General features: G+C 64.1%; 24 protein-coding genes. 16 read left to right on the top strand and 8 right to left on the bottom strand.

What is annotated here, in order from left to right; translation table 11 throughout:
* Window positions 1-66 precede the first annotated feature (66 nt).
* The 5 genes from EJ070_RS22600 (at window position 67) to EJ070_RS22580 (ending at window position 5,060) form a co-directional block, all read left to right on the top strand.
* Window positions 67-348, top strand: coding sequence for an acyl carrier protein (locus EJ070_RS22600; RefSeq protein ID WP_125003297.1), 282 nt, complete (start codon window positions 67-69; stop codon window positions 346-348).
* Between the two features lie 115 nt (window positions 349-463).
* Window positions 464-1,654 (top strand): beta-ketoacyl-ACP synthase, encoded by a 1,191-nt coding sequence (locus tag EJ070_RS22595; protein WP_126093334.1) that lies wholly within the window; start codon window positions 464-466, stop codon window positions 1,652-1,654.
* A gap of 78 nt (window positions 1,655-1,732) precedes the next feature.
* Window positions 1,733-3,004 carry a beta-ketoacyl-ACP synthase gene (locus EJ070_RS22590; RefSeq protein WP_126093333.1) on the top strand — a complete coding sequence of 424 codons (1,272 nt, stop codon included), beginning with the start codon at window positions 1,733-1,735 and terminating at the stop codon, window positions 3,002-3,004.
* 38 nt (window positions 3,005-3,042) lie between these two features.
* On the top strand, window positions 3,043-4,068 hold the full coding sequence (locus tag EJ070_RS22585; protein ID WP_126093332.1) for a zinc-binding dehydrogenase: 1,026 nt from the start codon (window positions 3,043-3,045) through the stop codon (window positions 4,066-4,068).
* A gap of 2 nt (window positions 4,069-4,070) precedes the next feature.
* Window positions 4,071-5,060 (top strand): lipid A biosynthesis lauroyl acyltransferase, encoded by a 990-nt coding sequence (locus EJ070_RS22580; RefSeq protein ID WP_126093331.1) that lies wholly within the window; start codon window positions 4,071-4,073, stop codon window positions 5,058-5,060.
* Window positions 5,061-5,209: 149 nt separating this feature from the next.
* On the opposite strand, the gene EJ070_RS22575 is transcribed toward EJ070_RS22580, so the two are convergent.
* Both EJ070_RS22575 and EJ070_RS22570 read right to left on the bottom strand, forming a co-directional pair.
* On the bottom strand, window positions 5,210-6,049 hold the full coding sequence (locus tag EJ070_RS22575) for a hypothetical protein (RefSeq protein WP_126093330.1): 840 nt from the start codon (window positions 6,047-6,049) through the stop codon (window positions 5,210-5,212).
* A gap of 188 nt (window positions 6,050-6,237) precedes the next feature.
* Window positions 6,238-6,669 carry a L,D-transpeptidase gene (locus EJ070_RS22570; protein ID WP_126093329.1) on the bottom strand — a complete coding sequence of 144 codons (432 nt, stop codon included), beginning with the start codon at window positions 6,667-6,669 and terminating at the stop codon, window positions 6,238-6,240.
* A 290-nt stretch (window positions 6,670-6,959) separates the two neighbouring features.
* Between EJ070_RS22570 and EJ070_RS22565 the strand changes: the two genes are divergently transcribed.
* The 5 genes from EJ070_RS22565 (at window position 6,960) to EJ070_RS22545 (ending at window position 13,295) form a co-directional block, all read left to right on the top strand.
* Window positions 6,960-8,237, top strand: coding sequence for an acetylornithine deacetylase/succinyl-diaminopimelate desuccinylase family protein (locus tag EJ070_RS22565; protein WP_126093328.1), 1,278 nt, complete (start codon window positions 6,960-6,962; stop codon window positions 8,235-8,237).
* 117 nt (window positions 8,238-8,354) lie between these two features.
* A complete protein-coding gene (locus tag EJ070_RS22560; RefSeq protein WP_126093327.1) occupies window positions 8,355-9,833 on the top strand; it encodes an ABC transporter substrate-binding protein in 1,479 nt (492 codons plus the stop codon).
* A gap of 29 nt (window positions 9,834-9,862) precedes the next feature.
* A complete protein-coding gene (locus EJ070_RS22555; protein ID WP_126093326.1) occupies window positions 9,863-10,810 on the top strand; it encodes an ABC transporter permease in 948 nt (315 codons plus the stop codon).
* The gene (locus tag EJ070_RS22550) at window positions 10,807-11,676 is read left to right on the top strand and encodes an ABC transporter permease (protein WP_126093325.1); all 870 of its coding nucleotides are present in this window, start codon (window positions 10,807-10,809) and stop codon (window positions 11,674-11,676) included. The genes EJ070_RS22555 and EJ070_RS22550 overlap by 4 nt, the downstream gene beginning before the upstream one ends.
* The gene (locus EJ070_RS22545) at window positions 11,673-13,295 is read left to right on the top strand and encodes a dipeptide ABC transporter ATP-binding protein (protein ID WP_126093324.1); all 1,623 of its coding nucleotides are present in this window, start codon (window positions 11,673-11,675) and stop codon (window positions 13,293-13,295) included. Before EJ070_RS22550 ends, EJ070_RS22545 begins: the two co-directional genes overlap by 4 nt.
* A gap of 76 nt (window positions 13,296-13,371) precedes the next feature.
* On the opposite strand, the gene EJ070_RS22540 is transcribed toward EJ070_RS22545, so the two are convergent.
* The gene (locus EJ070_RS22540) at window positions 13,372-13,803 is read right to left on the bottom strand and encodes a TerB family tellurite resistance protein (RefSeq protein WP_126093323.1); all 432 of its coding nucleotides are present in this window, start codon (window positions 13,801-13,803) and stop codon (window positions 13,372-13,374) included.
* Between the two features lie 106 nt (window positions 13,804-13,909).
* Here EJ070_RS22540 and EJ070_RS22535 point away from each other — a divergent pair, with 106 nt between their 5' ends.
* The 4 genes from EJ070_RS22535 to EJ070_RS22520 all read left to right on the top strand — a co-directional run bounded on the left by EJ070_RS22535 (window position 13,910) and on the right by EJ070_RS22520 (window position 16,344).
* A complete protein-coding gene (locus EJ070_RS22535; RefSeq protein WP_126093322.1) occupies window positions 13,910-14,695 on the top strand; it encodes a TSUP family transporter in 786 nt (261 codons plus the stop codon).
* A gap of 51 nt (window positions 14,696-14,746) precedes the next feature.
* Window positions 14,747-14,917 (top strand): hypothetical protein, encoded by a 171-nt coding sequence (locus tag EJ070_RS22530; protein WP_126093321.1) that lies wholly within the window; start codon window positions 14,747-14,749, stop codon window positions 14,915-14,917.
* An 84-nt stretch (window positions 14,918-15,001) separates the two neighbouring features.
* Window positions 15,002-15,835, top strand: coding sequence for a helix-turn-helix transcriptional regulator (locus tag EJ070_RS22525; protein WP_126093320.1), 834 nt, complete (start codon window positions 15,002-15,004; stop codon window positions 15,833-15,835).
* Between the two features lie 89 nt (window positions 15,836-15,924).
* Window positions 15,925-16,344: a VOC family protein gene (locus EJ070_RS22520; protein WP_126093319.1), complete on the top strand. Its 420-nt coding sequence runs from the start codon at window positions 15,925-15,927 to the stop codon at window positions 16,342-16,344.
* 257 nt (window positions 16,345-16,601) lie between these two features.
* Here the strand turns inward: EJ070_RS22520 and EJ070_RS22515 are convergent, their stop codons facing one another.
* Both EJ070_RS22515 and EJ070_RS22510 read right to left on the bottom strand, forming a co-directional pair.
* Window positions 16,602-18,077 (bottom strand): cobyric acid synthase, encoded by a 1,476-nt coding sequence (locus EJ070_RS22515; protein WP_126093318.1) that lies wholly within the window; start codon window positions 18,075-18,077, stop codon window positions 16,602-16,604.
* Window positions 18,077-18,685: a dimethylsulfonioproprionate lyase family protein gene (locus EJ070_RS22510; RefSeq protein WP_126093317.1), complete on the bottom strand. Its 609-nt coding sequence runs from the start codon at window positions 18,683-18,685 to the stop codon at window positions 18,077-18,079. The genes EJ070_RS22515 and EJ070_RS22510 overlap by 1 nt, the downstream gene beginning before the upstream one ends.
* Window positions 18,686-18,823: 138 nt before the next feature.
* Here EJ070_RS22510 and EJ070_RS22505 point away from each other — a divergent pair, with 138 nt between their 5' ends.
* Both EJ070_RS22505 and mmsB read left to right on the top strand, forming a co-directional pair.
* The gene (locus EJ070_RS22505; protein ID WP_126093316.1) at window positions 18,824-19,990 is read left to right on the top strand and encodes an isobutyryl-CoA dehydrogenase; all 1,167 of its coding nucleotides are present in this window, start codon (window positions 18,824-18,826) and stop codon (window positions 19,988-19,990) included.
* A 25-nt stretch (window positions 19,991-20,015) separates the two neighbouring features.
* On the top strand, window positions 20,016-20,900 hold the full coding sequence (gene mmsB, locus EJ070_RS22500; protein WP_126093315.1) for a 3-hydroxyisobutyrate dehydrogenase: 885 nt from the start codon (window positions 20,016-20,018) through the stop codon (window positions 20,898-20,900).
* A gap of 263 nt (window positions 20,901-21,163) precedes the next feature.
* On the opposite strand, the gene EJ070_RS22495 is transcribed toward mmsB, so the two are convergent.
* The 3 genes from EJ070_RS22495 to EJ070_RS22480 form a co-directional block, all read right to left on the bottom strand.
* Window positions 21,164-21,808 carry a cytochrome c oxidase assembly factor Coa1 family protein gene (locus EJ070_RS22495; RefSeq protein WP_126093314.1) on the bottom strand — a complete coding sequence of 215 codons (645 nt, stop codon included), beginning with the start codon at window positions 21,806-21,808 and terminating at the stop codon, window positions 21,164-21,166.
* Window positions 21,809-21,905: 97 nt separating this feature from the next.
* The gene (locus EJ070_RS22490) at window positions 21,906-23,285 is read right to left on the bottom strand and encodes an aspartate aminotransferase family protein (RefSeq protein WP_126093313.1); all 1,380 of its coding nucleotides are present in this window, start codon (window positions 23,283-23,285) and stop codon (window positions 21,906-21,908) included.
* 224 nt (window positions 23,286-23,509) lie between these two features.
* Window positions 23,510-25,618, bottom strand: coding sequence for a prolyl oligopeptidase family protein (locus EJ070_RS22480; RefSeq protein WP_126093312.1), 2,109 nt, complete (start codon window positions 25,616-25,618; stop codon window positions 23,510-23,512).
* Window positions 25,619-25,745: the final 127 nt, after the last annotated feature.

Below are 25,745 nucleotides of genomic sequence, written 5' to 3'. Positions count from 1 at the left end.
AAACCGATTAGACAGCGCCCAAACAAGATGCGGACAGATTCCGCCCGCAACCCGAAGGAAGAGCCCTTGTCCACGACGTTCGAGAAAGTCGCCAAGATCATTGCCGACACCAGCGAGATCGATATCGACACCATCACCCCCGAAAGCCACACCATCGACGATCTCGGCATCGACAGCCTCGATTTCCTCGACATCGTCTTTGCCATCGACAAGGAATTCGGCATCAAGGTGCCGCTGGAGAAGTGGACGCAGGAGGTCAATGACGGCAAGGCCTCGACCGACGATTACTTCGTCATGAAGAACCTGTGCGCCAAGATCGACGCGCTGGTCGCGGCCAAGGTCGCCTGATGCCGGTTGAGCGCGCGACCTTGACGCGCTCGGCGCGTGACCACGAAAATCGGCATCGATTTTCGGAAGGGATCATGCGCAAGACCAAGAAGCAGCCTCACCCGCAAAGCCGTCCATGAGCAGCCCCCACGACGTCGTCATCACCGGCATCGGCCTTGTCTCTTCGCTGGGAGAGGGTCCGGATGCGCATTGGCAGAAGCTGACCCGGCCGGGCCTCGAGCCGGTGCTCGATGCGACGCGCTTCGCTCCCTACACCATCCACCCCCTGCCCGAGATCGACTGGAACCTGCAGATCGCCAAGCGCGGCGACCAGCGCCAGATGGAAACCTGGCAGAGGCTCGGCACCTATGTTGCCGGCCTGGCGCTGGACGACGCCGGCATCAAGGGCAATGACGAGCTCTGCGCGACCATGGACATGGTGGTGGCGGCCGGCGGCGGAGAGCGCGACGAGGCCGTCGACACTGCAATCCTGGCGGCCTCCGAAACCCGCAACGATCGCGACGTGCTGCTCAACGAGAAGCTGACCACGGAATTGCGGCCGACGCTGTTCCTGGCCCAGCTTTCGAACCTGCTCGCCGGCAACATTTCGATCGTCCACAAGGTCACCGGCTCGTCCCGCACCTTCATGGGCGAGGAAGGCGCAGGCGTCTCCGCCGTCGAGACGGCCGCCGCGCGCATCCGCTCCGGCCAGTCGACCCATGTCCTGGTCGGCGGCGCGTTCCAGACAGAACATTCCGACATGCTGCTCGGCTATGAGCTTGCCGGTTACCTGCATCGCGGCCCCTGGAAGCCGGTCTGGCAGCGGCAGGGCGCCGAAGGCGGCGGCGTGGTCACGGGCTCCGGCGGCGCTTTCCTTGTGCTGGAGCGGCGCGAGCATGCGAAAAGCCGCGGCCGCAGGATCTACGCCGAGCTCGGACCGGTCGTTTCCGGCCGCGCCCGGCGCCGGCGCGGCGAGTTGAACACCGAGATCGCCAAGCTGCTGAAGCAAGCGGCGCTGCCTGATGGGGAGTTGCTGACCATTTCCGGTGCGTCGGGCGCGCACGCCGCCACCGCGGCCGAGAAGGAAGTGCTCGACGCCAACCCGGCGCTTGCCGTGCGCGCGTTCTCGACGCTCACCGGCCATATGAAGGAAGCGCAATTCCCCTTCGCGGTGGCGCTTGCGGCACTCGCCGTCGACCGCAAGGCCGGTTACCCTGTCTTCGATGCCACAGTGGAGCGGCCATTCGAAGGCGCGCCCAATTCCGTCCTTGCAACCGCGATCGGCTATCACCAATTCGAGGGCCTGGGGCTGATCAAAGCCGCATAGATTTGTTTTATGCAATTCCGTACGGAAAACCGCGACACGCTTTTCCCGGAATTGCTCTAGACCGAGGCACACAAAAACATGGCCAATCTCCGCGATCACATGGGCAGGCCGGTCGTCGCCGTGACCGGCATCGGCGTGGTGACCTCGCTGGGCGTCGGCAAGGCAGACAACTGGGCGGCGCTGACCTCCGGCAAATCCGGCATCCACCCGATCACCCGCTTCCCCGTCGATCATCTGAACACCCGCATCTCCGGCATGGTCGATTTCCTGCCGTCGAGCTCCAAGGGTGCCAGCCCCCTCACCTATGAGCTTGCCGAGACGGCCGCCCAAGAGGCGGTCTCGGAAGCGGGCCTCGATTCCGGCGATTTCGGCGGGCCGCTGTTTCTTGCTTCGCCGCCGGTCGAGCTCGACTGGGCCGACCGTTTCTCGCTCTACAATTCCGACAAGAAGGACAATGGCGCCGAAAGGTTGCTGCGGGTGGCGCGCGGGCTGAAGGAGCTCGACATCTTCGAGACCACACAGTTCGGTTCGATCGCCGATCACCTCGCCGACCGCTTCGGCACGCGCGGCCTGCCGATCACGTTGTCCACCGCTTGCGCCTCCGGCGCCACGGCCATCCAGCTCGGCGTCGAGGCGATCCGCCGCGGCGAATGCGACAAGGCGCTGTCGATCGGCGCGGACGGATCCGCGACGGCCGAAGCGCTGATCCGCTTTTCGCTCCTTTCGGCGCTCTCCACCCACAACGACATCCCGGAAAAGGCTTCAAAACCCTTTTCCAAGGATCGCGACGGCTTCGTCCTTGCCGAAGGTTCCGGCGCGCTGGTGCTGGAATCGCTGGAGGCGGCACTTGCCCGCGGCGCGACCATCCTCGGCATCATGCGCGGCTGCGGTGAGCGCGCCGACGACTTCCACCGCACCCGCTCCAAGCCCGATGCCTCGCCGGCGATCGCCACGGTGCGCGCCGCCCTTGCCGATGCCGGCTTGAGCGAGGACGAGATCGACTACGTCAACGCGCACGGCACCTCGACGCCGGAAAACGACAAGATGGAGCACCTGTCGCTGTCGACCGTGTTCGGCGAGCGGGTCGGCTCGATGCCGATCTCTTCGAACAAGTCGATGATCGGCCACACGCTGTCGGCCGCCGGCGCGGTCGAGGCCGCATTCTCGCTGATGACCATGCGCGAAAGCGTCATTCCGCCGACGATCAATTACGACAATCCGGATCCAGCGATCGTGCTCGACGTGGTGCCGAACAAGAAGCGCAACGCCGAAGTCGGCACGGTTCTGTCGAATTCCTTCGGCTTCGGCGGCCAGAACACCTGCCTTGTCATGGCGCGGGAACCGGTCTAAGCGGACGTTTTTCCGCCTCCAAAGTACCGACAGGCCAAATGCGCGCATTGCAACTTATCGAGGACCGCCGCCTTGAAACGGTGGACCTGCCGCCTCCCCCGCCGCCTTCGCTCGGCGAAGTGACGCTCCGCATCAAGGCGGTGGCGCTCAACCATATCGACGTCTGGGGCTGGCGCGGCATGGCTTTCGCCAAGCGCAAGCTGCCGCTGGTCATCGGCGCCGAGGCCTCCGGCGAGGTCGAGGCGGTCGGACCAGGTGTTTCCAATCTCCTGCCGGGACAGTTGGTGTCGATCTATGGCGCGCGCACCTGCGGGCTCTGCCGCGCCTGCCGCGAAGGCCGCGACAATCTCTGCGAGCATGTTTCCGGCGTCCACGGCTTCCATCTCGACGGCTTCGCGCAGGAGAAGATCAACCTGCCGGCCCGCCTGCTGGTGTCTGCGCCGCCCGGCGTGTCTGAGATCGGCGCCGCGGTCGCCCCCGTCACCTTCGGCACGGTCGAGCACATGCTGTTCGACAATGCCAGACTCGAGCCCGGCGAGACCATCCTTGTCCATGCCGGCGGCTCCGGCATCGGCACCGCCGCCATCCAATTGGCCAAGCGCATGGGTTGCACCGTGATCACCACCGTCGGGTCGAACGACAAGATCGACAAGGCGAAGGCGCTCGGCGCCGACAATGTCATCAACTACCGCGAGGACCGTTTCGAAGGCGTCGTGCGCAAGCTGACCAAGAAGAAGGGCGTCGACGTCGTCTTCGAGCACGTCGGCGCCGATACCTTTGCCGGCTCGATGCTGTGCTTGAAGCGCGGCGGCCGTCTCGTCACCTGCGGCTCGACCTCGGGCGTGTCGACGCAGGTCAATCTGATGCAGCTTTTCCAGCAGCAACTGAAGCTGCTCGGCTCCTTCGGCTGCCGCATGGAGAACATGGCCGACGCCATGCAGAAAATGGCGGCCGGACTCGTCTCCCCCGTGATCGATACCGAAGTCGGCTTCGACGACATCGACGCCGCGCTGAAGCGCATGGAAGGCCGCGACGTCTTCGGCAAGATCATCCTGCGCGTTTAAAGATGGTCGGCAAGGTGCTCAAGAAAGCCCGCCGGGACTTCATGTTCCGCTATGGCCGGCGGTTGCGCCAGATGGAGCACTGGCTGGTGGCGCGGCTGGCCATGGCGATGATCGGTCTGCTGCGTCTCTTGCCGCCGGACAGCGCGCTCAACTTCGCCGACCGAGTCGCCCGCCGCATCGGGCCGCTGGTCGGACGGCATCGGGTGGCCGTCAGCAATCTGCGCCTCGCCTATCCGGAAAAGAGCGATGCCGAGATCGAGGCCATCGCATCCGACATGTGGGGCAACATGGCCCGGCTGGCGGCCGAGTACATCTTCCTCGACGCCCTCTTCGATTTCGACCCGAACGCCGCCAAGCCGGGTCGGGTCGAGGTTCGCGGCATCGACCATTTCGTCGAGATCGCCGGCGAGAAGAAGCCGCATATCCTGTTCACCGGCCATCTCGGCAATTTCGAGTTGCTGCCGGTGGCGGCCGCCACCTTCGGCATGAACATCACGGCGCTCTTTCGCCCGCCCAACAATCCCTACCTTGCCGACTATATCCACTCGACACGCCGCTCGACGATGGGCGGCCTGCTGCCCTCCTCGACCGGCGCGTCATTTGCTCTCGCCGCCATTCTGGAGAAGGGTGGCACCATCGGCGTGCTGGTCGACCAGAAATTCACGGACGGCGTCGAAACGACTTTCTTCGGCCGTCCCTGCCAGAGCAACCCGGTGTTGGGTATGCTTGCCCGCCACTATGAGTGCGATGTCTATCCGGCCCGCTGTGTCAGGTTGCCGGGCAACCGGTTCCGCCTTGAAATCGAGGACAAGCTCATCTTGCCGCGCACCGAAGGCGGCAGCGTCGATGTTCATGCCACCACACAGCTTCTCGCCGACGTCGTCGAGCGTTGGGTGCGCGAGGATCCCGGACAGTGGATGTGGTTCCACAAGCGCTGGGAGATGAGCGGCCGCCGCCGCAAACGGCGTGGGCAGGCCAGAGAGGTCAGCTGAGCCTTCGGGCGGCATCAGGCGCTCAGCGCCGTTCTCCGGCTTGATCAACCCAGCCCGGGCACAACAGCGCCGATGTCTGCACAAGGAAAAGCCGCGAAGATCACGCTTCGCGGCTTTGATCCAGGCTAGCTGAACTGGCCGAGCAATTCCTAGAGGAACGGTATCGTTAGGTTGGGCCGATAGGTATCCATGGTCGCGCCATTGCGGTCTTCGGAGAGCAATGTATCCGAACCGAAGCTTGCCCGCAGCCCGATCACATATTTGTGGACGTTTACGCTGCCCGATGCTTCGGAGAAAGTCAGGTGGTCCAGCTGATAGCGGCCAAACACCGACCAAGGGGTCCCCGAGAACCGGTAGGTAGCCTGCAATGCCGCCGTGACGGTGTCGAAATGCTCGCCAAAGCCGGACAGCCGCGAGAAGCCGAGTTCACCGTCGAAACGCAGATCGTCCTGCGCGAAATACCGCACGATCCCACGGCCGCCCCAATTGTCGAAATGTTCGGACTCGCCGCTGGCCCGCAACTGTCCGTAGTAGACCTGGCCGTAAACCGTCACGTTGCCGAAATAGGCTTGGGCTTCGGGACCTACCGTGAAGGTATAGAGATCTTCGTCGCCAAACTCATCGCCGCCATATCCGGTGATCGTCGCAAATCCGCCCAGCGCATAGCTGCTTGGATCGCGCCAGTAGCCATGGATGGCGCCGCCGTAGCTGTAGATGTTGGTGCCTTCGATCCAAATCGAATCGATAACGGCGTCGGTCTGGATGTTCCAGCGGGCATCGATCGGGAAATTGATCCGAGCGGCGCCACCGGCAGTGGTGCCGTTTGCATCGTCCCCGGGAGTCGCGAAATAGATTCCGCCGAGATATACCTCCCCGTAGCCGGAGATATGCGGTTGTGCGAGTTCCTGGTCCAAAACGACTGGCGCATCGGCAGCAAAAGCCGAAGTTGCGGTTGCCGCGATCGCGGCGCCCAAAAGGAATCGATACATCATAGTTCCCCAAGCCGTCTTCGCTTACCATTGCCGCGTAGTGAAGGCCAGCTTACGCAATAGTGAAGGCAGCATAAGCTGTTGTTTTTCTAAGTATGTGAGGCTTTGCTGCAACGCTCCGAAAAGGGGCAGGCGCGCAGGCAGCAATTTCTGCCTGCGACCATCGGCGAACCTCTCCCGGCCCGTTTTCAGTCGGTCACGACGATCCGCGTGTTGCCGTAGCCGACTTCCTTCACCATCGAATAGAAGGTCGCCGCGTTGGCCGTATGCAGGCGCACGCAGCCATGTGAGGCTGGGCGTCCGAGATACCTCACTGCGCCCGTGCCGTGGATGGCATAACCGCCGCGGAAAAACACCGAATAGGGCATCGGCGACATCTCGTATTTGCGCGAGTACCACATCCGGGCTGTCCATTGCGGCCTATAGCTGCCGCGCGGCGTGAAGTAGCCCTTGCGCGCCGTCGACACGCTCCAACGATAAAGCACCTGGCCGTATTTGCTGACGGTCATCGTCTGCGACGACACGTCGATGTTGGCGACCAGCGAGGCCGCCCGACTTGCGATCGGCGTGCCGAGCAACGTGCTCGCCAGCACGGCTGCCATGAGAACGGACTTTTTCATGCGATCAAACCCCTTCGATTGCCCCTTGCCGTCACGCGGTTTTTTTCCATCATTTTGCCCGCAGGTGCGTTAAATACCACACACTCGTTGACGAATCCGCCAATCCGATGCTGCGAATTTGAACGATTTTCCCGCCATGGTTGCCGGTGCGGCACGCACTCTCGACGGTTTAACCCGTTGAGCCTGCCCTGATCATTGTTTGGCTCCGATTATTGTTTGACCCGATTATTGTTTGACGGCGAGCCAGAGGCCGCTTGCAAAACCACCGCGTTCCTCTTTCAATCCATCGGATGAATGAACTGCTGCTTCGGGCCGTCGATGACCGGGTCGACGACCTGGTCGCGCTGACCGCCGACCTGATCCGCTTTCCGACCGTCAATCCGCCAGGCGAGGCCTATCGGCCATGCGCCGAGTATCTTGGCGCGCGCCTCAAGAAGCTCGGCTTTGAAACCGAGTTCATTCGCGCCGAGGGCGCGCCCGGCGATACCGACCGCTACCCGCGCGTCAATGTCGTCGCCCGTTTCGATGGCCGCGCGCCGGGCGCTTGCGTCCACTTCAACTCGCACATCGATGTCGTCGAGGCCGGCGACGGCTGGACCGTCGATCCTTTTGCGGGAGTGGTGAAGGGCGGCCGGGTCTATGGCCGCGGTGCTTGCGACATGAAGGGCGGGCTCGCCGCTTCGGTCATCGCCGCGGAAGCTTTCATGCAGGTCTATCCCGAATTTCCCGGCGCCATCGAGATATCGGGCACGGTCGACGAGGAGTCCGGCGGCTTCGGCGGCGTCGCGCATCTGGCGAAGCTGGGCTACTTCTCCAGGCCGAAGGTCGACCACGTCATCATTCCCGAGCCGCTGAACAAGGACCGGATCTGCCTTGGTCATCGCGGCGTCTGGTGGGCCGAGATCGAGACCAAGGGCGAGATCGCGCATGGCTCGATGCCTTTCCTTGGCGACAACGCCGTGCGCCATATGGGCGCCGTGCTGCAGGCCTTCGAGGACGAGCTTTTCCCGGCGCTCGACCGCAAGATGACGCGCATGCCGGTGGTGCCCGAGGGCGCCCGGCGCTCGACCATGAACATCAACTCCATCCATGGCGGCCAGACCGAGGATTTCCGGCCAGGGCTCCCCTCGCCCAACGTGCCCGATTCCTGCCGGCTGACGATCGACCGCCGCTTCCTGCTCGAGGAAGACCTCGCAACCGTCAAAGGCGAAGTCACCGGCATCCTCGAACGGCTGAAGCGCGAGCGGAAGAAGTTCGATTACGAGATCCGCGACCTGATGGAGGTGCTGCCGCTGATGACCGAGCGCGACGCGCCGGTGGTCAAGGCCGTGGCCAAGGGCATCATGGAGGTCTTCGACCGCGAACCGGATTATGTGATCTCGCCCGGCACCTATGACCAGAAGCACGTCGCCCGCATCGGCCATATCTACGACTGCATCGCCTACGGCCCCGGCATCCTCGACCTTGCTCATCGGCCGGACGAATGGGTTGGCATCGCCGACATGGTGGAATCGGCCAAGGTGATGGCGATCGGCCTCAACGTGCTGCTGCGCGGCACGACCGGCTGATCCGGAAAAACATTTCCCTTGGCGCCGCCCGGCAGCACGAAACGCAATTTACTCGCGGGCCAAATCACGCTTCTATTCGCCGGGTTTGCGCGAATTTAAGCAAATGGGAGTTCAGCGATGAAATTGTGGAAGACCATTCTGGCCGCGGCCGTGCTGTCGCTCGCTGCCGCCACGTCGGCCTTTGCCGCGCGCACCGATCTCGTCATCGGCATTCCGCTCGAGCCCCCGCATCTCGACCCGACCGCGGGCGCCGCGGCGGCGATCGACGAAGTGCTCTATGCCAATGTCTTCGAGGGTCTTACCCGTATCGGCCCGAACGGCGAGGTGCTGCCCGACCTCGCCGAAAGCTGGACCATCTCGGATGACGGCAAGACTTACACCTTCAAGCTGCACACCGGCGTCAAATTCCATGACGGCAGCGACTTCGGCGCCGACGACGTGAAATTCTCGCTCGACCGCGCCCGCGCCGACAATTCGGTCAATGCCCAGAAAGGTCTGTTCGCGCAGATCGACAAGGTCGACGTGGTCGACCCGGCGACCGTCAAGGTGACGCTGAAGAATCCGCAGGGATCATTCCTCTACAATATGGGCTGGGGCGACGCGGTGATCGTGTCGCCGAAATCCGCCGACACCAACAAGGAAAAGCCGATCGGCACCGGTCCCTTCAAGTTCCAGGGCTGGGCCAAGGGCTCCTCGATCACGCTGGTGAAGTCGGACAATTACTGGGGGGCGCCTGTCTCCCTCGACAAGGTCGAGTTCCGCATCGTGCCTGACGCCGCCGCCGCCGTGCCGGCGCTGCTTTCCGGCGACATCCAAGCCTTCCCCTTCTTCGATCCCGACAGCGTCTCCCAGGTCAAGGACGACCCGCGTTTCCATGTGGTGATCGGCGCGACGGAAGGCGAAACCATCCTCTCGATCAACAACAAGAAGCCGCCCTTCGACAAGCTGCAGGTGAGACAAGCGATCTCCTATGCGCTCGACCGCAAGGCGATCATCGACGGCGCTTCGGCCGGTCTCGGCGTGCCGATCGGCTCGCACATGTCGCCCGCCAACAAGGACTACGTTGATCTCACCGGCCTCTATCCGCACAATGTCGCCAAAGCCAAGGAACTGCTGAAGGAGGCCGGCCTCGAAAACGGCTTCAAGGCGACGCTGAAGCTGCCGCCGCCTTCCTATGCGCGGCTTGGCGGCGAAATCATCGCCTCCGAGCTGCGCGATGTCGGCATCGACCTGGAGATTATTCCGGTCGAATGGGCGCAGTGGCTGGATCAGGTCTTCACCAAGAAAGACTACGACCTGACCATCGTCTCCCACACCGAGCCCAACGACATCGATATCTATTCGCGCAAGGATTATTACTTCAATTACGACAACCCGACCTTCGACAAGATCATCGCCAGCCTCAACCTCACCTCGGACGAAGCCAAGCGCAAGGAACTGCTCGGCGAAGCGCAGAAGATCCTTGCCGACGACGCCGTCGTCGGCTTCCTCTACGAACTGCCGAAGGTCGGCGTCTGGGACGCCAAGCTGCAGGGCCTGTGGGAGAACGCGCCGATCCAAGCCAACGACCTTACCAAGGTGAAGTGGACGGACTGACGGCCGGTGCGATCCCCCGGTCGCCTCCGATGACCGCCTACCTCGCAAAACGCCTCATCATCGCGGCCGTCACGCTGGTGCTGGCCTCGATGGTGGTGTTTGCGGTGATGGAAATCCTGCCCGGCGACCCGGCGCGTCTGATGCTGGGCTTCAACGCCAGCGCTGACCAGGTTGAGCTCTTGCGCAACCAGATGGGGCTCAACGCGCCGCTTGCCCTGCGCTACCTGCACTGGGCGGGCGGATTGCTCAGCCTCGATTTCGGCCGCTCCTATACCTATTCGGTGCCCGTCGTTGATCTTGTGCGTGAACGCGTCGTGGTCTCTCTGCCGCTGGCGCTGATCGCGCTGGCGCTCTCGACGGTCATTGCCATTCCGGTCGGGCTGTTTTCCGCCAGCCGGCAAGGCCGGGCCGGCGACACACTTGCCATGGGAGCAGCCCAGCTTGGCGTCGCCGTGCCGAACTTCTGGTTCGCGCTGATGCTGATCTACCTCTTCGCCGTGTGGCTGCGGCTGGTGCCGGCCGGCGGTTTTCCTGGCTGGAATGCAGGCGTCTGGCCAGCGCTGAAGTCGTTGCTGCTGCCGGCCGTCGCGCTGGCGCTGCCGCAGGCCGCGATCCTGGCGCGCGTCGCCCGCTCGGCGCTGATCGAGGTGCTCAACGAGGACTATATCCGCACCGCGCGCGCCAAGGGCCTGCCCTACCGCGCCGTGCTCTGGCGCCATGCGCTGCGCAACGCCATGATCCCGGTGCTCACCATACTCGGCCTGCAATTCGCCTTCCTGCTTGCCGGCACCATTATCATCGAGAATGTCTTCTACCTGCCGGGGCTCGGTCGGCTGGTGTTCCAGGCGATCACCCAGCGCGACCTGATCGTCGTCGAGAGCGTCGTCATGCTCTTGGTCGCGGCCGTCATCGTCGTCAACCTGCTGGTCGATTTCTCCTATGCGGTCGTCGATCCGCGGCTGAGAGGCCGGCAATGACGATGCGCATCGAGCTGCCAGAGGAAACCTTCGCCGGCGTCCTGGCCAAGGCCTTCGGCAACCGCTCGTTCCTCATCGGCTTCGTCATCACGCTGCTGGTGGCCGCGGTCGCGCTGCTTTCCTTTGTCTGGACGCCCTATGACGTCACCAGGCTGGTGATCGCCGACAAGACGCAGGCGCCCTCGGCGGCGCACTGGTTCGGCACCGATCATTTTGGCCGCGACATCCTGTCGATGATCATGGTCGGCGCCCGCAACTCGATTGCCGTGGCGCTGGTTGCGGTCGGCATCGGCATGGGCGTAGGCGTGCCGCTCGGCGCCTTTGCCGCCGCGCGCGGCGGCATCGCCGACGAGGCTCTGATGCGCGTCAACGACCTCGTCTTCGCCTTCCCGGCGCTGCTTTCGGCGATCATGATCACCGCCATCTTCGGCCCCGGCGCCGTCAACGCCATCATCGCCATCGGCATCTTCAACATCCCGGTCTTCGCCCGCGTCGCCCGCGCCGGCGCGCTGGCGATCTGGCCGCGCGAATTCATCCTTGCCGCGCGCGCCGCCGGCAAGGGCATGACCGAGATCACGGTCGAGCACATCCTGCCCAACATCGCGACCCTGCTGCTCGTCCAGGGCACCATCCAGTTTGCGCTGGGCATCCTCGCCGAAGCCGGTCTTTCCTATGTCGGCCTTGGCGCGCAGCCGCCGATGCCGAGTTGGGGCCGCATGCTGTTCGACGCGCAGACGCGTATGGTGACGGCGCCCTGGATGGCGATCTTTCCCGGTATGGCGATCGTCGTCACCGTGCTGGGGCTAAACCTGCTCGGCGACGGCATCGCCGACATACTCGATCCGAAATCGCGGCGGCAGCGATGAGCCTGCTCGATATCGAGAACCTGTCGCTGTCGATCGGCGGGACGCCGATCCTGAAGGAAGTCGATCTTGCGATCGCGCCCGGCGAAGTGGTCGGTCTGGTCGGCGAATCGGGCTCCGGCAAATCGATGACGGCGCTGACAATCATGCGGCTGCTGCCGCATCTGGCCCAAGCCAGCGGCCGCGTCACCTTCGACGGCATCGATATCCTCGGCGCGAGCGAGGACCAGATGTGCGCGCTGCGCGGCGATGATATCGGCATGGTCTTCCAGGAACCGATGACGGCGCTCAATCCGGTCAAGACGATCGGCGAGCAGGTGGCCGAAGGCATTCGCTGGCACACCAAGGCTGGCCGCGCCGAGGCAGAGGAACACGCACGAAAAATCCTGGACCGGGTCGGTCTGCCGGAGACAAGATTCCCGCTGTCGCGCTACCCGCATGAACTGTCCGGCGGCCAGCGCCAGCGCGTCGTCATTGCGATCGCCTGCGCGCTCAAGCCAAAGCTCTTGATCGCCGACGAGCCGACGACGGCGCTCGATGTGGTGCTGCAGGCGCAGATACTCGACCTGCTGCGCGACCTGGTCAGCGAGAACCGCATGGGCCTTTTGCTCATTTCGCACGACCTGGCGGTGGTGACCGAAATGTCTGACCGCCTGACCATCCTGCGCCGCGGCGAGGTGACGGAAGCCGGCGACACCGCGCGCACGCTGTCGGAGCAGCTCCACTTCTACACGCGCGAGCTGGCGCTAGCCTCGATGCACGTGCCGGCGCGTCCGAAAACCCACCTTGCCGGCTCCGCCAAGCCGCTGCTCGAAGTTGAGAGCGTCAGCCGGGATTATCCGGGGCGACGCAAATCCTTGTTCCGACCGGCAGCGTCGATCCGCGCCGTCGACGAGGTCTCGCTGACCATCGAGCCGGCCCAGTCGGTGGCGCTCGTCGGGCGCTCCGGCTGCGGCAAGTCCACGCTTGCCCGCATGATCCTGGCGCTGGACAAGCCTACGGCCGGCGCCATCCGCTTTCGCGGCGAGACCATCACCGGCAAGGCGGAGGCAGCGCTAAGACCGGCACGGCGCGACATGCAGGTGGTGTTCCAGGATCCCTACGGCTCCTTCGATCCGCGCCAGAAGGTCGAGAGGCTGGTCGCCGAACCGCTGCATCTTCTGGAGAAGCAGCCGACCAGGGCCGAGCGCCGCGAGATGGTCGCGCACGCGCTCGACGAAGTCGGGCTCGGTCCGCGCGACATGGACAAATACCCGCATGAATTCTCGGGCGGCCAGCGCCAGCGCCTGTCGATCGCCCGCGCCATCATCACCCGCCCGAAACTGGTCGTCGCCGACGAGCCAGTCTCGGCGCTGGATGTCTCGATCCGCGCCCAGATCCTCGATCTCTTCGCCGAACTCAACCAGAAGCTCGGCATCGCCTATCTCTTCATCACCCACGACCTGACGGTGGCTCGCGCCATGTCGGACGAGGTGCTGGTCATGCAGGAGGGCAAGATCATCGAGCGCGGTCGGACCGCCGACGTGCTCGACAACCCACGCTCGGAAGCGGCGCAGGCACTGGTCGCGGCGGCGCCCGATCTTCACCGCGCGATCACGCGGCGCATGCAGGAACAAGGGTGAGCAGCCGGTTCGCACCGCGCCGACAGCGAGCGCCGGGACGCTGCGAAGCAGCGGAGACCCGGCCGACCGCCGGTCCTCAGCTTTCCGGCTTGACCAAATCAACCGGGCTGATGCCGAGCAGGTCGAGCGTGCGGCGCAGAAGCTTCACCTCGCTCTCCGCCAGCTTGGAATCCGCCTTGGCGATTTCGGCCATGTGTCGGGCGAGCAGTTTGCGCCGCTCGACATCGAGGTCGCGGAACAGCGCGACCGCCTGCGAGCCGTTGGTCTCGTAGCCATAGTCGTTGAGATATTCGATGACGCTGTCGATCGAGGATTCTTGAATGCCGAAGGCTTCCCTGCAGATGCGCCGGAAGGTGACCATCTCGCTCTCCGAAACCGACCCGTCGGCCAGGATCATGCGGAACAGCATCAGAAGCTCCGCCGACAGCACCGGATCGTCCGCCACCTTGCGCACCCCCGGGTCGCCCTCGAAGATCGAGCGTATCTGATCAAGCAGCGCCATCGCCATTAGCCTTCCTTCGCTATTCCGTTCGATTGTTAGCGTGAAATCGGTCTTGCGCAAACTGGGCGCGCATGATGGAAGCTGCGGCTCCCCCCGCCTTGACCTTGGCCTGATGATCGACCTTACCCTGCAGACCGTCCTCATACTCACCGCCGCCGCTTTCGCGGCGGGCTTTGTCGATTCGATCGCCGGCGGCGGCGGCCTGATCACCATTCCGGCGTTGCTTCTGGCGGGTTTCTCTCCGGTCGCAGCGCTCGGCACCAACAAGCTGCAGGGCATGTTCGGCTCCGGCTCGGCCACCATCCACTATGCCGCCAACGGCCAGGTCAATCTGCGACGCCAACTCCCCTCCGCGCTGCTGGCGCTGGTCGGCGGCGCCATCGGCGCCCTGCTGGCGACGGTCGTGCCCGGAGACCTCCTGCGCGCCCTGCTGCCGGTTCTTCTGGTCGCGATTGCGCTCTACTTCGCGTTCAAGCCCAACATGGGCGACGTGGATCGTGTCGAGCGCCTGTCACCGTTTCTGTTCGGTCTGACGGTCGTGCCGGCCGTTGGCTTCTATGACGGTTTGTTCGGCCCGGGCACCGGCTCATTCCTCATGCTGGCCTTCGTTGCGCTCGCCGGTTACGGCGTGCTCAAGGCGACGGCGCACACCAAGCTGCTCAACTTCGCCTCCAACATCGGCGGCTTCACCGTCTTCGCCGCCGTCGGTGTCGTCTACTGGAAGATCGGTCTGATGATGGGCGTGGCGCAGTTCCTCGGCGCACGCCTCGGCGCCAGCCTCGCCATCCGCATCGGCGCCCGGCTGATCAAACCGCTGCTGGTGATCGTGTGCGTGGCGCTGGCGATCAAGCTCCTGGCCGACCCGGCCAATCCGTTACGTCAGCTGATTGGTGTGTGACGGTCCTGCTGGTAGAATTCGGGTGTTGCGAATCATGTTGGAGGGACAGACATGAATCTCAGTGCACCCACCCAGATCGTGTTCATCATTTCGTTGGTCATCGCCATCATCGGCCTTCTCGCCGCTCTCGGCCTTCTTGCGTTCATTCCTCTCGCGGCGGTGTGGATCATGCTCATCGCCTATATCGTGCTTGCCGCCGGCTGCCTGATGCGCGGCGCATAGCGACTCGCAGATCTCTGGCAACTCGAAGCGCCCGGCCCTGCCGGGCGCTTTTGATTCTAGGGCATGGTCTGCTAGGTTCGGCCGATGTCTGACGAGACTGAGCGCCATCGACAAGACAATCGGTCCCCGGCCCTCCATTTCGAGATGGTCCGGCGCCAACCCGCCGCGTCGCTCGCCGGCATCGTCACCGATATCTGCGGCTACCGTGAGATATCGCCCGGCCATTTCCGCATCGTGGAATATGCCTCGCTCACCGTGCCGCTGGTGATCAGCTTCGCCGAGGCCTTTGCGATCGGGCTCGGCCGCAGCCCAGGCGACAATGACCGCTACGCCAGCTTCGCCGCCGGCCTCTATGCCGGGCCGGTCATGATCGAATCCTTCGGCGGCGCCTGCTGCGTCCAGGTCAATTTCACGCCGCTGGGCGCCAGGCAATTCTTCGGCCTGCCGATGAGCGAGTTGCGGGACCGCATGGTCGGGTTGGACGATGCGCTGGGCTTTGACGGCATCGCATTGCGCGAACGGCTCGGCGAAGCGTCGGATTGGGACACGCGCTTCGACATAGCCGAAGGCTTCATCGCCGGCCGCCTTGCGGAGGCAAATGCGTTGTCGCCGGAAATCGCCTGGGCCTATAGGACGGTCATTGCATCGGGCGGCCGCACCCGCGTTTCCGCGATCGCCGGCGAGATCGGCTGGAGCCGCAAGCATCTCGCGGCCAAATTCACCGACGCGATCGGCATCGGCCCGAAGACATTGTCACGCATCGTGCGCTTCAACCGCGCGCTTTCCCTGTCGAAGCGGCAGGACGATGACTGGGCCGGCATCGCCGCCGATTGCGGCTATGCCGACCAGGCGCATCTGGTTCGCGAGTTCCGCCAACTTGCCGGCGAAACGCCGACCGCGCTCGCCGCGCTGGCATAGGCTCTCGCCCCGACCAGGTAACATTTCTTCAAGACGCCGGAACGCTTTAGCCTGAGATTGGCTTCCATCAAGTCATCAGGGAGTTTGTCATGCCCACGGCAACGGAAGCACCTCGCATCTATCCCGCCTTACGCTACAGGAACGCGGCCCAGATGATCGACTGGCTCCGCGATGCGTTCGGCTTCGAAGTGCGTGCCCGCTATGGCGATGGCGATATCGTCCATCATGCAGAGCTGACCTTCGCCTCCTCGATGATCATGCTGGGCACGGCGCGCGACGACGACTACGGCAAGATGGTCGGCGAGCCGGGCGGCGGTGGCGGCAAGTCGATCTACGTCGCCGTCGACGATGCCGACGCCGCCTATGCCAAAGCCAAGAAGGCCGGCGCCAAAATCATCCAGGCGCTGGTCGACCGTGACTACGGCAGCCGCGAGTTCATCTGCCTCGACCCGGAGGGCAATGTCTGGTCCTTCGGCACTTACTGGCCGAAAGCCGGCGAGAAGGCGTGAGGCCTCATCGACGGCGCTCGAGGTTAGCGAAAGCAGCCCAACTTCGTCATCCACGGGCGAAGCAGGAGGAGACCCGAGGATCCATTCCGTGACCTTGATCGAAGGGCGCAGCGGAGCAGAATTCTGCACCGTTGCAACGCCTTGACGTCACGGCATGGATTCAATGGTCTGCGCGCGTCGCTTCGCTCCTTGCTTCGCCATAGAATGACGAACCCGATGAGCGTCTTCACCAAGTTCAAACGTATTTGGTGAGAAGCCTATCGCGCCAGGGCGAAAATCGCGTCGCAGTCGAGATGCCTCTCCAGCTCCGCCGCGACCTCGTCCAGCGCCTTCTCGACATCGGCGCGGTAGTCGATGCCGCCGCCGCTGACGCCCAGGCTCTTCAAATACGCGGCACGGAAAGCGTCGGCGGAGAACAGCCCGTGCAGGTAGGTTCCGATCACCTTGCCGTCGGCGGAGACCGCGCCGTCCTCGACGCCGTTGATGATCGCTGACGGCCGCGCCGTGTCCGGACCGGTGGTGCGGCCGAGATGGATCTCATAGCCTTCGAGCGGCAGGCCGAACTGCACCGAACGGGCGCTTGAATTGCGCACCGTCTTTTCCGGCTCCATCACCGTTTCGATGTCGAGCAGACCGAGGCCTTCGGCCTCGGTGACGCTGCCTTCGATGCCTTCGGGATCGCGCACCATGCGGCCGAGCATCTGATAGCCGCCGCAGATGCCGACGACATGGCCGCCGCGCTTGCGATGAGCGGCAAGATCGCGATCCCAGCCATTCTCGCGGAATCTTGTCAGATCGCCGATCGTCGACTTCGAGCCGGGAATGACCACCAGCCCGGCGTCCTCCGGCAGCCTCTTGCCCGGCGGCACGAACACCACCTCGACCTGCGGCTCGGCCTTGAGCGGGTCGAGGTCGTCGAAATTGGCGATGCGCGCCAGCATCGGCACCGCCACCTTCAGCGCGCGCTTCTCGCCGGAAGCGAGACGCTCGAGCACGACCGAATCTTCCGACGGCAGGCGCGCAGCAGCCTTCAGCCAGGGAACCACGCCGAAGCACGGCCAGCCGGTGAATTTCTCGATCGCGCTTATGCCGTCGTCGAACAGCGAAACGTCGCCGCGGAACTTGTTGATGAGATAGCCGGCGATCATGCGCCGGTCTGCCTCCGGCAGGATCAGATGCGTGCCGGCGACCGAGGCGATGACGCCGCCGCGGTCGATGTCGCCGACCAAGATCACCGGCACATTGGCGCGCGTCGCGAAGCCCATATTGGCCATGTCTCGGCTCCTGAGATTGATCTCGGCGGGCGAGCCGGCGCCTTCGACGATGACCAGGTCGGCGCCCTCGCCGACCTTCGCCCAGGACTCCAGCACCGCATCCATCAGCCGGGCCTTCATCGCCTGATAGTCGCGCGCCCGTGCCTCGCCGAACACCTTGCCCTGCACCACCACTTGCGAGCCGATATCGCTTTGCGGCTTGAGCAGCACCGGGTTCATGTGCACGGTCGGCGTCACTCCGCAGGCCAGCGCCTGCAGCCATTGCCCACGGCCGATCTCGCCGCCGCCGGCTTTGTCGTCGCCGGGAATGTCGGCGACGGCGGCATTGTTCGACATGTTCTGCGGCTTGAACGGCCTGACCTTCAGCCCGCGTTTTCTCGCGGCCCGGCAGAGCCCCGCCACCAGCACGGTCTTGCCGACATCCGAGCCGGTGCCCTGCAGCATGATCGCTTTGGCCATCAGCCCCTGCCCCCGGCGCCGCCAATAGTCGACTTCTGCGCCAACGGTCCGCCGCGCCAGACATAGAGCGCCATCAGCGGCTCCTTGCCGGTGCGCATGGCGTGACTGACATTGGATGCGTGATAGACGACTTCGCCGGCCTCGCGAACGTGAAAGTCGCCCTCACCCATGCGCCACTCGGTGCCACCGGTCAGCGGAATATAGATCTCTTCGGCGATGAGATGATGGTCGGGGTAGACGATGTCGGGCCCGAGGATCAGCAGGCCGGCCGCGACCGCGTCGTTGACGAAATGCCCGCGCGTGCCGAAAACCTCCAGCCAGCCGTAATTGTCGATGAAAGCCTGGCCGAAATCGGCGGCCGTGTAGGTCTGCCCCCAGCGCAACTCGTTCCGGTGATCGGCCGCGAACTGCGCCAGCGGCCTGATGTCCGGCGGCGCAAGCTCCGTGATGCGATCGAGATGGCGTACGCAGCCGAGCGAGCGCGGTTCGAGCGGGCGAGAGGGCATGTGCCAATCGATGCGCGCGACCGCGTCCGCGATCAGATCGCTGTCGACGCCGGCGAGATAGAGGTGGAACCGGTCCAGCAACTCATCGAAAACTGTCGGCACGCCGGGCTCCGTTGATCAATCCATGCACAGCCGGTCCGCAGGGCGCCGGGTTGCGCGGCGGCATCATTGGTCTAGATTGGTCGCTGCGCAAAGCCAAAAACGACAGGCCACAAGGCCTGAAACGACAGGGAGCACGCCATGGACGCGGCAGTCGATGCGGGCACTGGCCAATTCGAACTCACCGAGGAGCAGCGCGCCATCCAGGAGATGGCTCAGGCCTTCGCGGCAGACCGTGTCGCGCCGAATGCGCTCGACTGGGACCGGGCCAAACACTTTCCCGCCGATGTGATCCGCGAGACCGGACCTCTCGGCCTCGGCGGCATCTATGTCCGCGATGATGTCGGCGGCTCGGCGCTCGGGCGTCTCGATGCGGTGCTGATCTTCGAGGCGCTGGCCCACGCAGATCCGGCCTTCTCATCGTTTATCTCGATCCACAACATGGCCGCCTCGATGATCGACCGCTTCGGCAGCGACGAGCAGCGCCAACGCTTTCTGCCGAAGCTGACCTCGATGGAATGGCTGGCGAGCTATTGTCTGACCGAACCCGGCTCGGGCTCGGATGCCGCTGCGCTGAAGACGCGGGCGGTGAAAAGCGGTGGCGACTATGTCTTGAACGGCGCCAAGCAGTTCATCTCGGGCGCCGGCGACAGCGACCTCTATGTCGTGATGGCGCGCACCGGCGGCGACGGACCGAAAGGCATCTCGACCCTCGTCGTGCCCAAGGATGCGCCGGGCCTCTCCTTCGGCGCCAACGAGCACAAGATGGGCTGGCACATGCAGTCCACCCGCCAGGTGATCTTCGAGGACTGCAAGGTGCCGGCCGAGAACCTGCTTGCAACGGAAGGCGCGGGCTTCGGCATCGCCATGGCCGGGCTCGACGGCGGCCGGCTCAACATCGCCGCATGCTCGCTGGGCGGCGCACAATCGGCGCTCGACAAGGCGCTGACCTACACGAGCGAGCGCAAGGCCTTCGGCTCCAAGATCAACCAGTTCCAGGCACTGCAGTTCAGGCTGGCCGACATGGAGACTGAGCTGCAGGCCGCCCGCATCTTTCTCTACGCCGCCGCCTCGAAGCTCGACCGCAAGGCGCCCGATGCCGGCAAATGGTCGGCGATGGCCAAGCGCTTCGTCACCGACATCGGCTTCAATGTTGCTAACGAAGCGCTGCAACTGCATGGCGGCTACGGCTATCTGCACGATTACGGCATCGAGAAGCTGGTGCGGGATCTGCGCGTCCACCAGATCCTCGAAGGCACCAACGAGATCATGCGCGTCATCATCGCACGCACGCTGATAGGCCGCTGAAAGCAGACATTTTCGGGAGGAAACAATGACCACCATTGCCTTCATCGGCCTCGGCAACATGGGCAATCCAATGGCCGCCAATCTGGTCAAGGCGGGCCATGCGGTGCTGGGCTTCGACCTCGTGCCCGAGAATCTTACAGTCGCGAAAGAACACGGCGTGACAGTGATGGCGAACGCCGTCGCCGCGGTGAAGGACGCCGATGTGGTCATCACCATGCTTCCCGCCGGCAAGCATGTGCTGTCGGTTTATGAGGACATCGCGTCGAAGGCAAAGAAAGGCGCATTGCTGATCGATTCCTCGACCATCGATGTCGAATCGGCGCGCAAGGCGCATGCGATTGCAGCCAGGCACGGCCTGCCCTCGATCGACGCGCCTGTCTCAGGCGGCACCGGCGGCGCCACCGCCGGCACGCTGACCTTCATGGCCGGCGGATCCAACGAGGCTTTTGCCGCCGCCGAACCGATCCTGAAGCCGATGGCCGGCCGCATCGTCCATTGCGGCGGCGACGGCGCCGGCCAGGCCGCCAAGATCTGCAACAACATGATCCTCGGCATCTCGATGATCGGCGTCGCCGAGGCCTTCGTGCTGGCCGAGAAGCTTGGCCTGTCGCATCAGGCGCTGTTCGATGTGGCCTCCACCTCTTCCGGCCAATGCTGGTCGCTCACCACCTACTGCCCGGTGCCAGGTCCCGTTCCGGCTTCACCCGCGAACCGCGACTACAAGCCGGGCTTTGCCGCTGCGCTGATGCTGAAGGACCTGAAACTGTCGCAGGAAGCCGCGCAGGGCGCAGGCGCAGTGACGCCTTTGGGCGCCGAGGCGACGCAGCTCTACGCGCTGTTCAACGCCCAAGGGAATGCTGGCGCCGATTTTTCCGGCATTATTAATTTCCTGCGCGGCGATCGAACCTAAGCTACTGCTTTCAAAGGATTATTAGTGCCATTCTTTGACAGACAGCCGGCAAATTTAGATTTGCTTAAGGTCTCGATAACTCACCGGTAACGATGTGCCTTTAAAACGGACTGCGAGGCGGACATCGCAACCGCCCGGCGCTCCGGATCAGGTCTCGCGTACCGGAGCCCGTAAGTTTCGCAAGTCGCTCGTAGCGAAACGCCATGCGTATCTGGCAAAGCCGCGTTCCCCTTGGAGCGCGGTTTTTGCGTTTTGCGGTGCAGCTATATCCCGATCGCCGCGTTCGGGATCGGCACGTGATCTTCATTCTTCAGCACGATCGGCGCATCGACGCCGTCGATCCGCACCACGAGCAGACGCATGCTCCATTGGCCGGCGTTGCGGACAAGGTGCGAGAACACGGTTCCCTTGCCCCTGGCGCCATGGATCGGAATGCCGAATTGGGCATCTCCCGTCCCGCTCGCTTCGACATTGATGTGGCCCCCGATCCAGAAATTGTCGGTCATATCGTCGCCAATGGCTGCTTTCACGCGCTCGTCCGCGCGGATGACATCCATGGTCATCCGATAGGCGTCGTTGCCTTTCAGGATATAGGGAACGCTGCCGACCGTCGCCGCGCAGCCGCCGATGCCGACCACCCAGACGACAAGGCCGGCAATCGCCCAGTTGCGCTGCGTCCTGCGGAAGTGCTCGGCATCGCGCCAAGTCCCGTTCCGCCAGGCCCAGCGGCTGCCGCGCGCGCCCAGCACGAAGATCATGACGATGTTGACGAGAGGGATCAGCGCCAGCAGCGCGATGAAGGTGTTGTTGCCGATACCCCAGATCCAGTTGAGCAGGAATGCGCCCCAGTTCCAGCGGTCGAGCTCTGGCGGGATCTGGGCAGACTGGTTGAGCGGTTGCACGGCCATGATTTCCTCCCGGCACAGTTGCCTGACGGGTTTTAGAGCATGATCGGCGGCAGGGAACAGCCGGGCGTCATCATGATGACGCCAGGCTGTGGTTTCGTCAGCGCTTCCGCAGATCCGCCTCGGCAAGGTCGAGCGCCCTGGCGATACGCTCGCAGGCCATGTCGATCGTGTCGCGCGTCCAGATCAGCGGCGGCGAAAGAATCATCGTGTCCCCGGTGGCGCGCAGCATCATGCCTTGCGAAATCGCGTGGTCGCGCACGACCACGGCAGCGCTGCCCGACGGCAGGTAGCGTTCCTTGGTCGCCTTGTCCTTGACGATCTCGATTGCCCCCATCAGGCCGATCGAGCGCACCTCGCCGACCAGATTATGGCCGGCGATACGCTCCTGCAGCGCCTGCGCGAAATAGGGACCGGTGTCGGTCCTGACCCGTTCGACGAGGCCCTCCCGCTCGATGATCTCAAGGTTCTTCAACGCCACCGCGCAGGCGACCGGATGACCGGAATAGGTGTAGCCGTGATAGAACTCGCCGCCCTTCTCGACCAGGGTCGAGGCAATGCGGTCACTGACCAGCAGCGCCGACAGCGGCTGGTAGCCGGAGGTCAGCGCCTTGGCGGTGGTGATTGTGTCGGGCTCGACGTCGAAGGTCTGCGCCGCGAACCATTCGCCGGTGCGGCCATAGCCGGTGATCACCTCGTCGAGCATCAGCAGCACGTCGTATTTGCGGCAGATGCGCTGCACCTCGGGCCAATAGCTCATCGGCGGGATTTTTACGCCGCCCGCGCCCATCACCGGCTCGCCGATGAAAGCCGCGACCTTGTCTGCGCCGGCTTCGAGGATCGCGTCCTCGACGGCCTTGGCCGCGCGGATGCCGAAATCATGGTCGCTTTCGCCGGGCAGCGCGAGCTCATAGGCATAGGGCATCATCACATGAACGATGTTGGGCACCGCGCCGCCAAGCTGTTTGTGCATCGGCTCCATGCCGCCGAGCGAGGTGCCGGCGATCGTCGAGCCGTGATAACCCATCTTGCGCGAGATGATGCGGTTCTTCTCCGGCTTGCCTTCGAGCGCCCAGTAGTGGCGGACGAGCCGCAACGCCGTGTCGTTGGCCTCCGAGCCGGAGGAGCCGTAGAAGACCTGGCTGACATGCTTCGGCGCCAGCTCCGCCAGCTTCTTCGACAAAAGCACAGGCGTCGGCGTCGAGCATTTGAAGAAGGAATTGTAGTAAGGCAGCTCCTTCATCTGGGCATAGGCAGCGTCCGCCAGTTCGTCGCGGCCATAGCCGACATTGACGCACCAAAGGCCCGCCATGCCGTCGAGGATTTCCGCTCCTTCGGAATCGTAGATGAACGGGCCGCCGGCGCGGGTGATGATGCGCGAGCCGATCTCGCGCAGTTCCTTGTGGTCGGTGAAAGGGTGAAGGTGATGCGCGGCATCGATTTGCTGAAGCTGCTTCAGCGAATAGTTCTGATAGGTCATGGATTTGATCTTTCCTCTTGAATCAATCCGGCGGGAGCCGGGGCGGATTCGTCAGAGGAAACGGGGCGGCGAATAGCCAATGCGGGCGCACAGCCGCAAAAGCTCGGCACGAAGCGTGCGCGGTGACGGCGTCACCGCGACCCCGAAGGCGCCTGATGTGCTGATGCGGACCATGGCGGCAGCTTAAGCTGCCTGCCATATTGAATTCAAGCCGTGCCGCGTTTTCAGTCTAGCATCGGATCGTCCGAAAACCGGCTTCCACTTTTCGGTCCGATGCTCAGCGCCCGCTGCAGAAAGACATAGCGCATCGCCGTCTGGGCAGCCTGCGGGCGCCGGTCGCCGCGTCCGCCATGTCCGCCTTCGGTTTCCTCGAAGAACAGCGTCCTAGTGTACCCTGCTGCCTGCAGCCGTGCCGCCATCTTGCGCGCATGACCGGGATGGACGCGGTCGTCGGCGGTCGAGGTCATCAACAGCACCGGCGGATAGGCGGCGCCGGAAGAGATGTGCTGATATGGCGAATAGGCGCCAAGCCATTCCGCCTCCTCCGGCTTCGACGGGTCGCCATATTCGGCGATCCAGGAAGCGCCGGGAGGCAGTTCGGTGTAGCGCAGCATGTCGAGCAGCGGCACGTCGATGATGACGGCGCCGAACAGCTTCGGCCGCTGCGTCAGCGACACGCCGGTGAGCAGGCCGCCATTCGAGCCGCCCTGGATGCCGAGCTGTGCCGCCGTGGTGATGCCGCGCCTGACCACATCCTCGGCCACCGCGGCGAAATCGTCGAAGGCCTTCTGGCGGCTGCCCTTGAGAGCGGCCTGATGCCAGGCCGGACCGAACTCGCCGCCGCCCCGGATATTGGCCTGCACATAGGCATTGCCCTTGTCCAGCCAGAGCCTGCCGCGAATGCCGGCATAGCCGGGCAAGAGCGGCACTTCGAAGCCGCCGTAGCCATAGAGCAGCGCCGGCACCGGCCCTTGCTGGGCGCGTCGCCGCACGACGAAATACGGGATCATCGTGCCGTCCTTCGAGCGCGCCTCGAACTGCTCCGAAACATAGGGCGAGGCGTCGAAGCGGGCCGGCTGCGATTTCACGGTTGCCAGCGTTTCGCCATTGTCGTCCGACCAGATGATCGAGCTCGGCGTCAGGAAATCGGTGAAAGAGAAGGAGACGCTGGAGCCGAAATGCTCGGCATGGCTGATGCCGACATTGCCGTTGTCCGGCAGGCCGACCGGCTTCAGCGACCAGCCGTTCCCGGTGCGATCGCAAACGACGACCTTGCCGCGCACATTGTCCATCAGATTGATGAACAGCCGGTCCTGCGTCCTGGCGAGGCCGGCAACGGAAACACGATGCTCCGGTTCAAGCAGGGTTTCGAATGGTCCAAACACGCCGGTTTCGATCCAGCTCTCGAAATCCACGGAATAGAGCCCGTCGGGCAGGCAGCGCGTGCCGTCGGGCGCGGTCCATGGGCTGCGCACGCCGAAGACAAGCTGTCCCTTGAAGATCGCCGTGTCGGTGGCATCGTCGGGCAGCGGGATGCGCTTGTTCTCGCCCGAAGCCAGCCGCAGGAAGCTGTGCGAAGTGAAGAAGTCGATCGTCTTGCCAAGCAGCACATGCCGCTTGTCGCCGTCGAACTCGACGCCGCCGCCGACCGCGAGGTGCTGCTTCTCGGCCTCGAATATCGGCGTTGCGTCTTCCAGCTTCGTGCCGCGTCGCCAGAGCTTGATCACGCGCGGATAGCCGGACTGGGTCTTGTCACCGTCCTCGAAGGCCGCCGAGACGATCACCGTGTCCTTGTCCAGCCAGGAAAAGCCCGACTTCGAGGCCGGAGCGCGAAAACCGTCCGCGATGAAGGATTTCGTCGCGATGTCGAACTCGCGCATCTCGCTGGCATCGCCGCCGTCTGGCGACATGGAAAGCAGGCAGCGATCGAAATCGGGGTAGAGCCGGCTGGCGCCGCCGAACACCCATTTCACGCCCTCTTTGGCCGAGAGCTGGTCGAAGTCGATGATCGTTTCCCATTCCGGCTTTTCGGTCTTGTAGGAAGCGACCGGCGCGCGGCGCCAGAGGCCCAGCGCATTGGTCTTGTCCTGCCAGAAATTATAGACGTGGCCGGCAAGTGCCGCCCCTACCGGGATATTGTCCTCAGCGGTCATCAGGTCGAGCGCGGTCTCGAACGCCGGCTGATAGGAAGGATCGCCCTGCAGTTCGCCGACCGTCACCGCATTCTGGCGATGGACCCAGTCGAGCGCCTCCTTGCCATCGCGGTCTTCCAGCCAGAGGAAGGGATCCTCGGGCGCCATTTCAGAGTGGGTTTTGGTCATTGCACTGGTCATACGGGTCTCCGGGTCTGGCGGCCCTGCCTACATCGCGTTCGCCGCGCCAACATTCAAGAGCGACGCTGCCTGAGCCCGGCTTGGCAGATCGGGCCAGCCGAAGTGCCGTTCCGTCATGTCGCTTCCC

The sequence above is a fragment of the Mesorhizobium sp. M1E.F.Ca.ET.045.02.1.1 genome (assembly GCF_003952485.1).
Taxonomy (GTDB): domain Bacteria; phylum Pseudomonadota; class Alphaproteobacteria; order Rhizobiales; family Rhizobiaceae; genus Mesorhizobium.
Note: the sequence above shows the minus strand (reverse complement) of the source record. Positions and strands in the feature narration are given on the sequence as shown.

Coding starts and splice junctions, on each gene's coding strand:
- EJ070_RS22595 (WP_126093334.1), top strand. CDS start 464: ATGAGCAGCCCCCACGACGTCGTCATCACCGGCATCGGCCTTGTCTCT.
- EJ070_RS22590 (WP_126093333.1), top strand. CDS start 1,733: ATGGCCAATCTCCGCGATCACATGGGCAGGCCGGTCGTCGCCGTGACC.
- EJ070_RS22585 (WP_126093332.1), top strand. CDS start 3,043: ATGCGCGCATTGCAACTTATCGAGGACCGCCGCCTTGAAACGGTGGAC.
- EJ070_RS22580 (WP_126093331.1), top strand. CDS start 4,071: ATGGTCGGCAAGGTGCTCAAGAAAGCCCGCCGGGACTTCATGTTCCGC.
- EJ070_RS22575 (WP_126093330.1), bottom strand. CDS start 6,049: ATGTATCGATTCCTTTTGGGCGCCGCGATCGCGGCAACCGCAACTTCG.
- EJ070_RS22570 (WP_126093329.1), bottom strand. CDS start 6,669: ATGAAAAAGTCCGTTCTCATGGCAGCCGTGCTGGCGAGCACGTTGCTC.
- EJ070_RS22565 (WP_126093328.1), top strand. CDS start 6,960: ATGAATGAACTGCTGCTTCGGGCCGTCGATGACCGGGTCGACGACCTG.
- EJ070_RS22560 (WP_126093327.1), top strand. CDS start 8,355: ATGAAATTGTGGAAGACCATTCTGGCCGCGGCCGTGCTGTCGCTCGCT.
- EJ070_RS22555 (WP_126093326.1), top strand. CDS start 9,863: ATGACCGCCTACCTCGCAAAACGCCTCATCATCGCGGCCGTCACGCTG.
- EJ070_RS22550 (WP_126093325.1), top strand. CDS start 10,807: ATGACGATGCGCATCGAGCTGCCAGAGGAAACCTTCGCCGGCGTCCTG.
- EJ070_RS22545 (WP_126093324.1), top strand. CDS start 11,673: ATGAGCCTGCTCGATATCGAGAACCTGTCGCTGTCGATCGGCGGGACG.
- EJ070_RS22540 (WP_126093323.1), bottom strand. CDS start 13,803: ATGGCGATGGCGCTGCTTGATCAGATACGCTCGATCTTCGAGGGCGAC.
- EJ070_RS22535 (WP_126093322.1), top strand. CDS start 13,910: ATGATCGACCTTACCCTGCAGACCGTCCTCATACTCACCGCCGCCGCT.
- EJ070_RS22530 (WP_126093321.1), top strand. CDS start 14,747: ATGAATCTCAGTGCACCCACCCAGATCGTGTTCATCATTTCGTTGGTC.
- EJ070_RS22525 (WP_126093320.1), top strand. CDS start 15,002: ATGTCTGACGAGACTGAGCGCCATCGACAAGACAATCGGTCCCCGGCC.
- EJ070_RS22520 (WP_126093319.1), top strand. CDS start 15,925: ATGCCCACGGCAACGGAAGCACCTCGCATCTATCCCGCCTTACGCTAC.
- EJ070_RS22515 (WP_126093318.1), bottom strand. CDS start 18,077: ATGGCCAAAGCGATCATGCTGCAGGGCACCGGCTCGGATGTCGGCAAG.
- EJ070_RS22505 (WP_126093316.1), top strand. CDS start 18,824: ATGGACGCGGCAGTCGATGCGGGCACTGGCCAATTCGAACTCACCGAG.
- mmsB (WP_126093315.1), top strand. CDS start 20,016: ATGACCACCATTGCCTTCATCGGCCTCGGCAACATGGGCAATCCAATG.
- EJ070_RS22495 (WP_126093314.1), bottom strand. CDS start 21,808: ATGGCCGTGCAACCGCTCAACCAGTCTGCCCAGATCCCGCCAGAGCTC.
- EJ070_RS22490 (WP_126093313.1), bottom strand. CDS start 23,285: ATGACCTATCAGAACTATTCGCTGAAGCAGCTTCAGCAAATCGATGCC.
- EJ070_RS22480 (WP_126093312.1), bottom strand. CDS start 25,618: ATGACCAGTGCAATGACCAAAACCCACTCTGAAATGGCGCCCGAGGAT.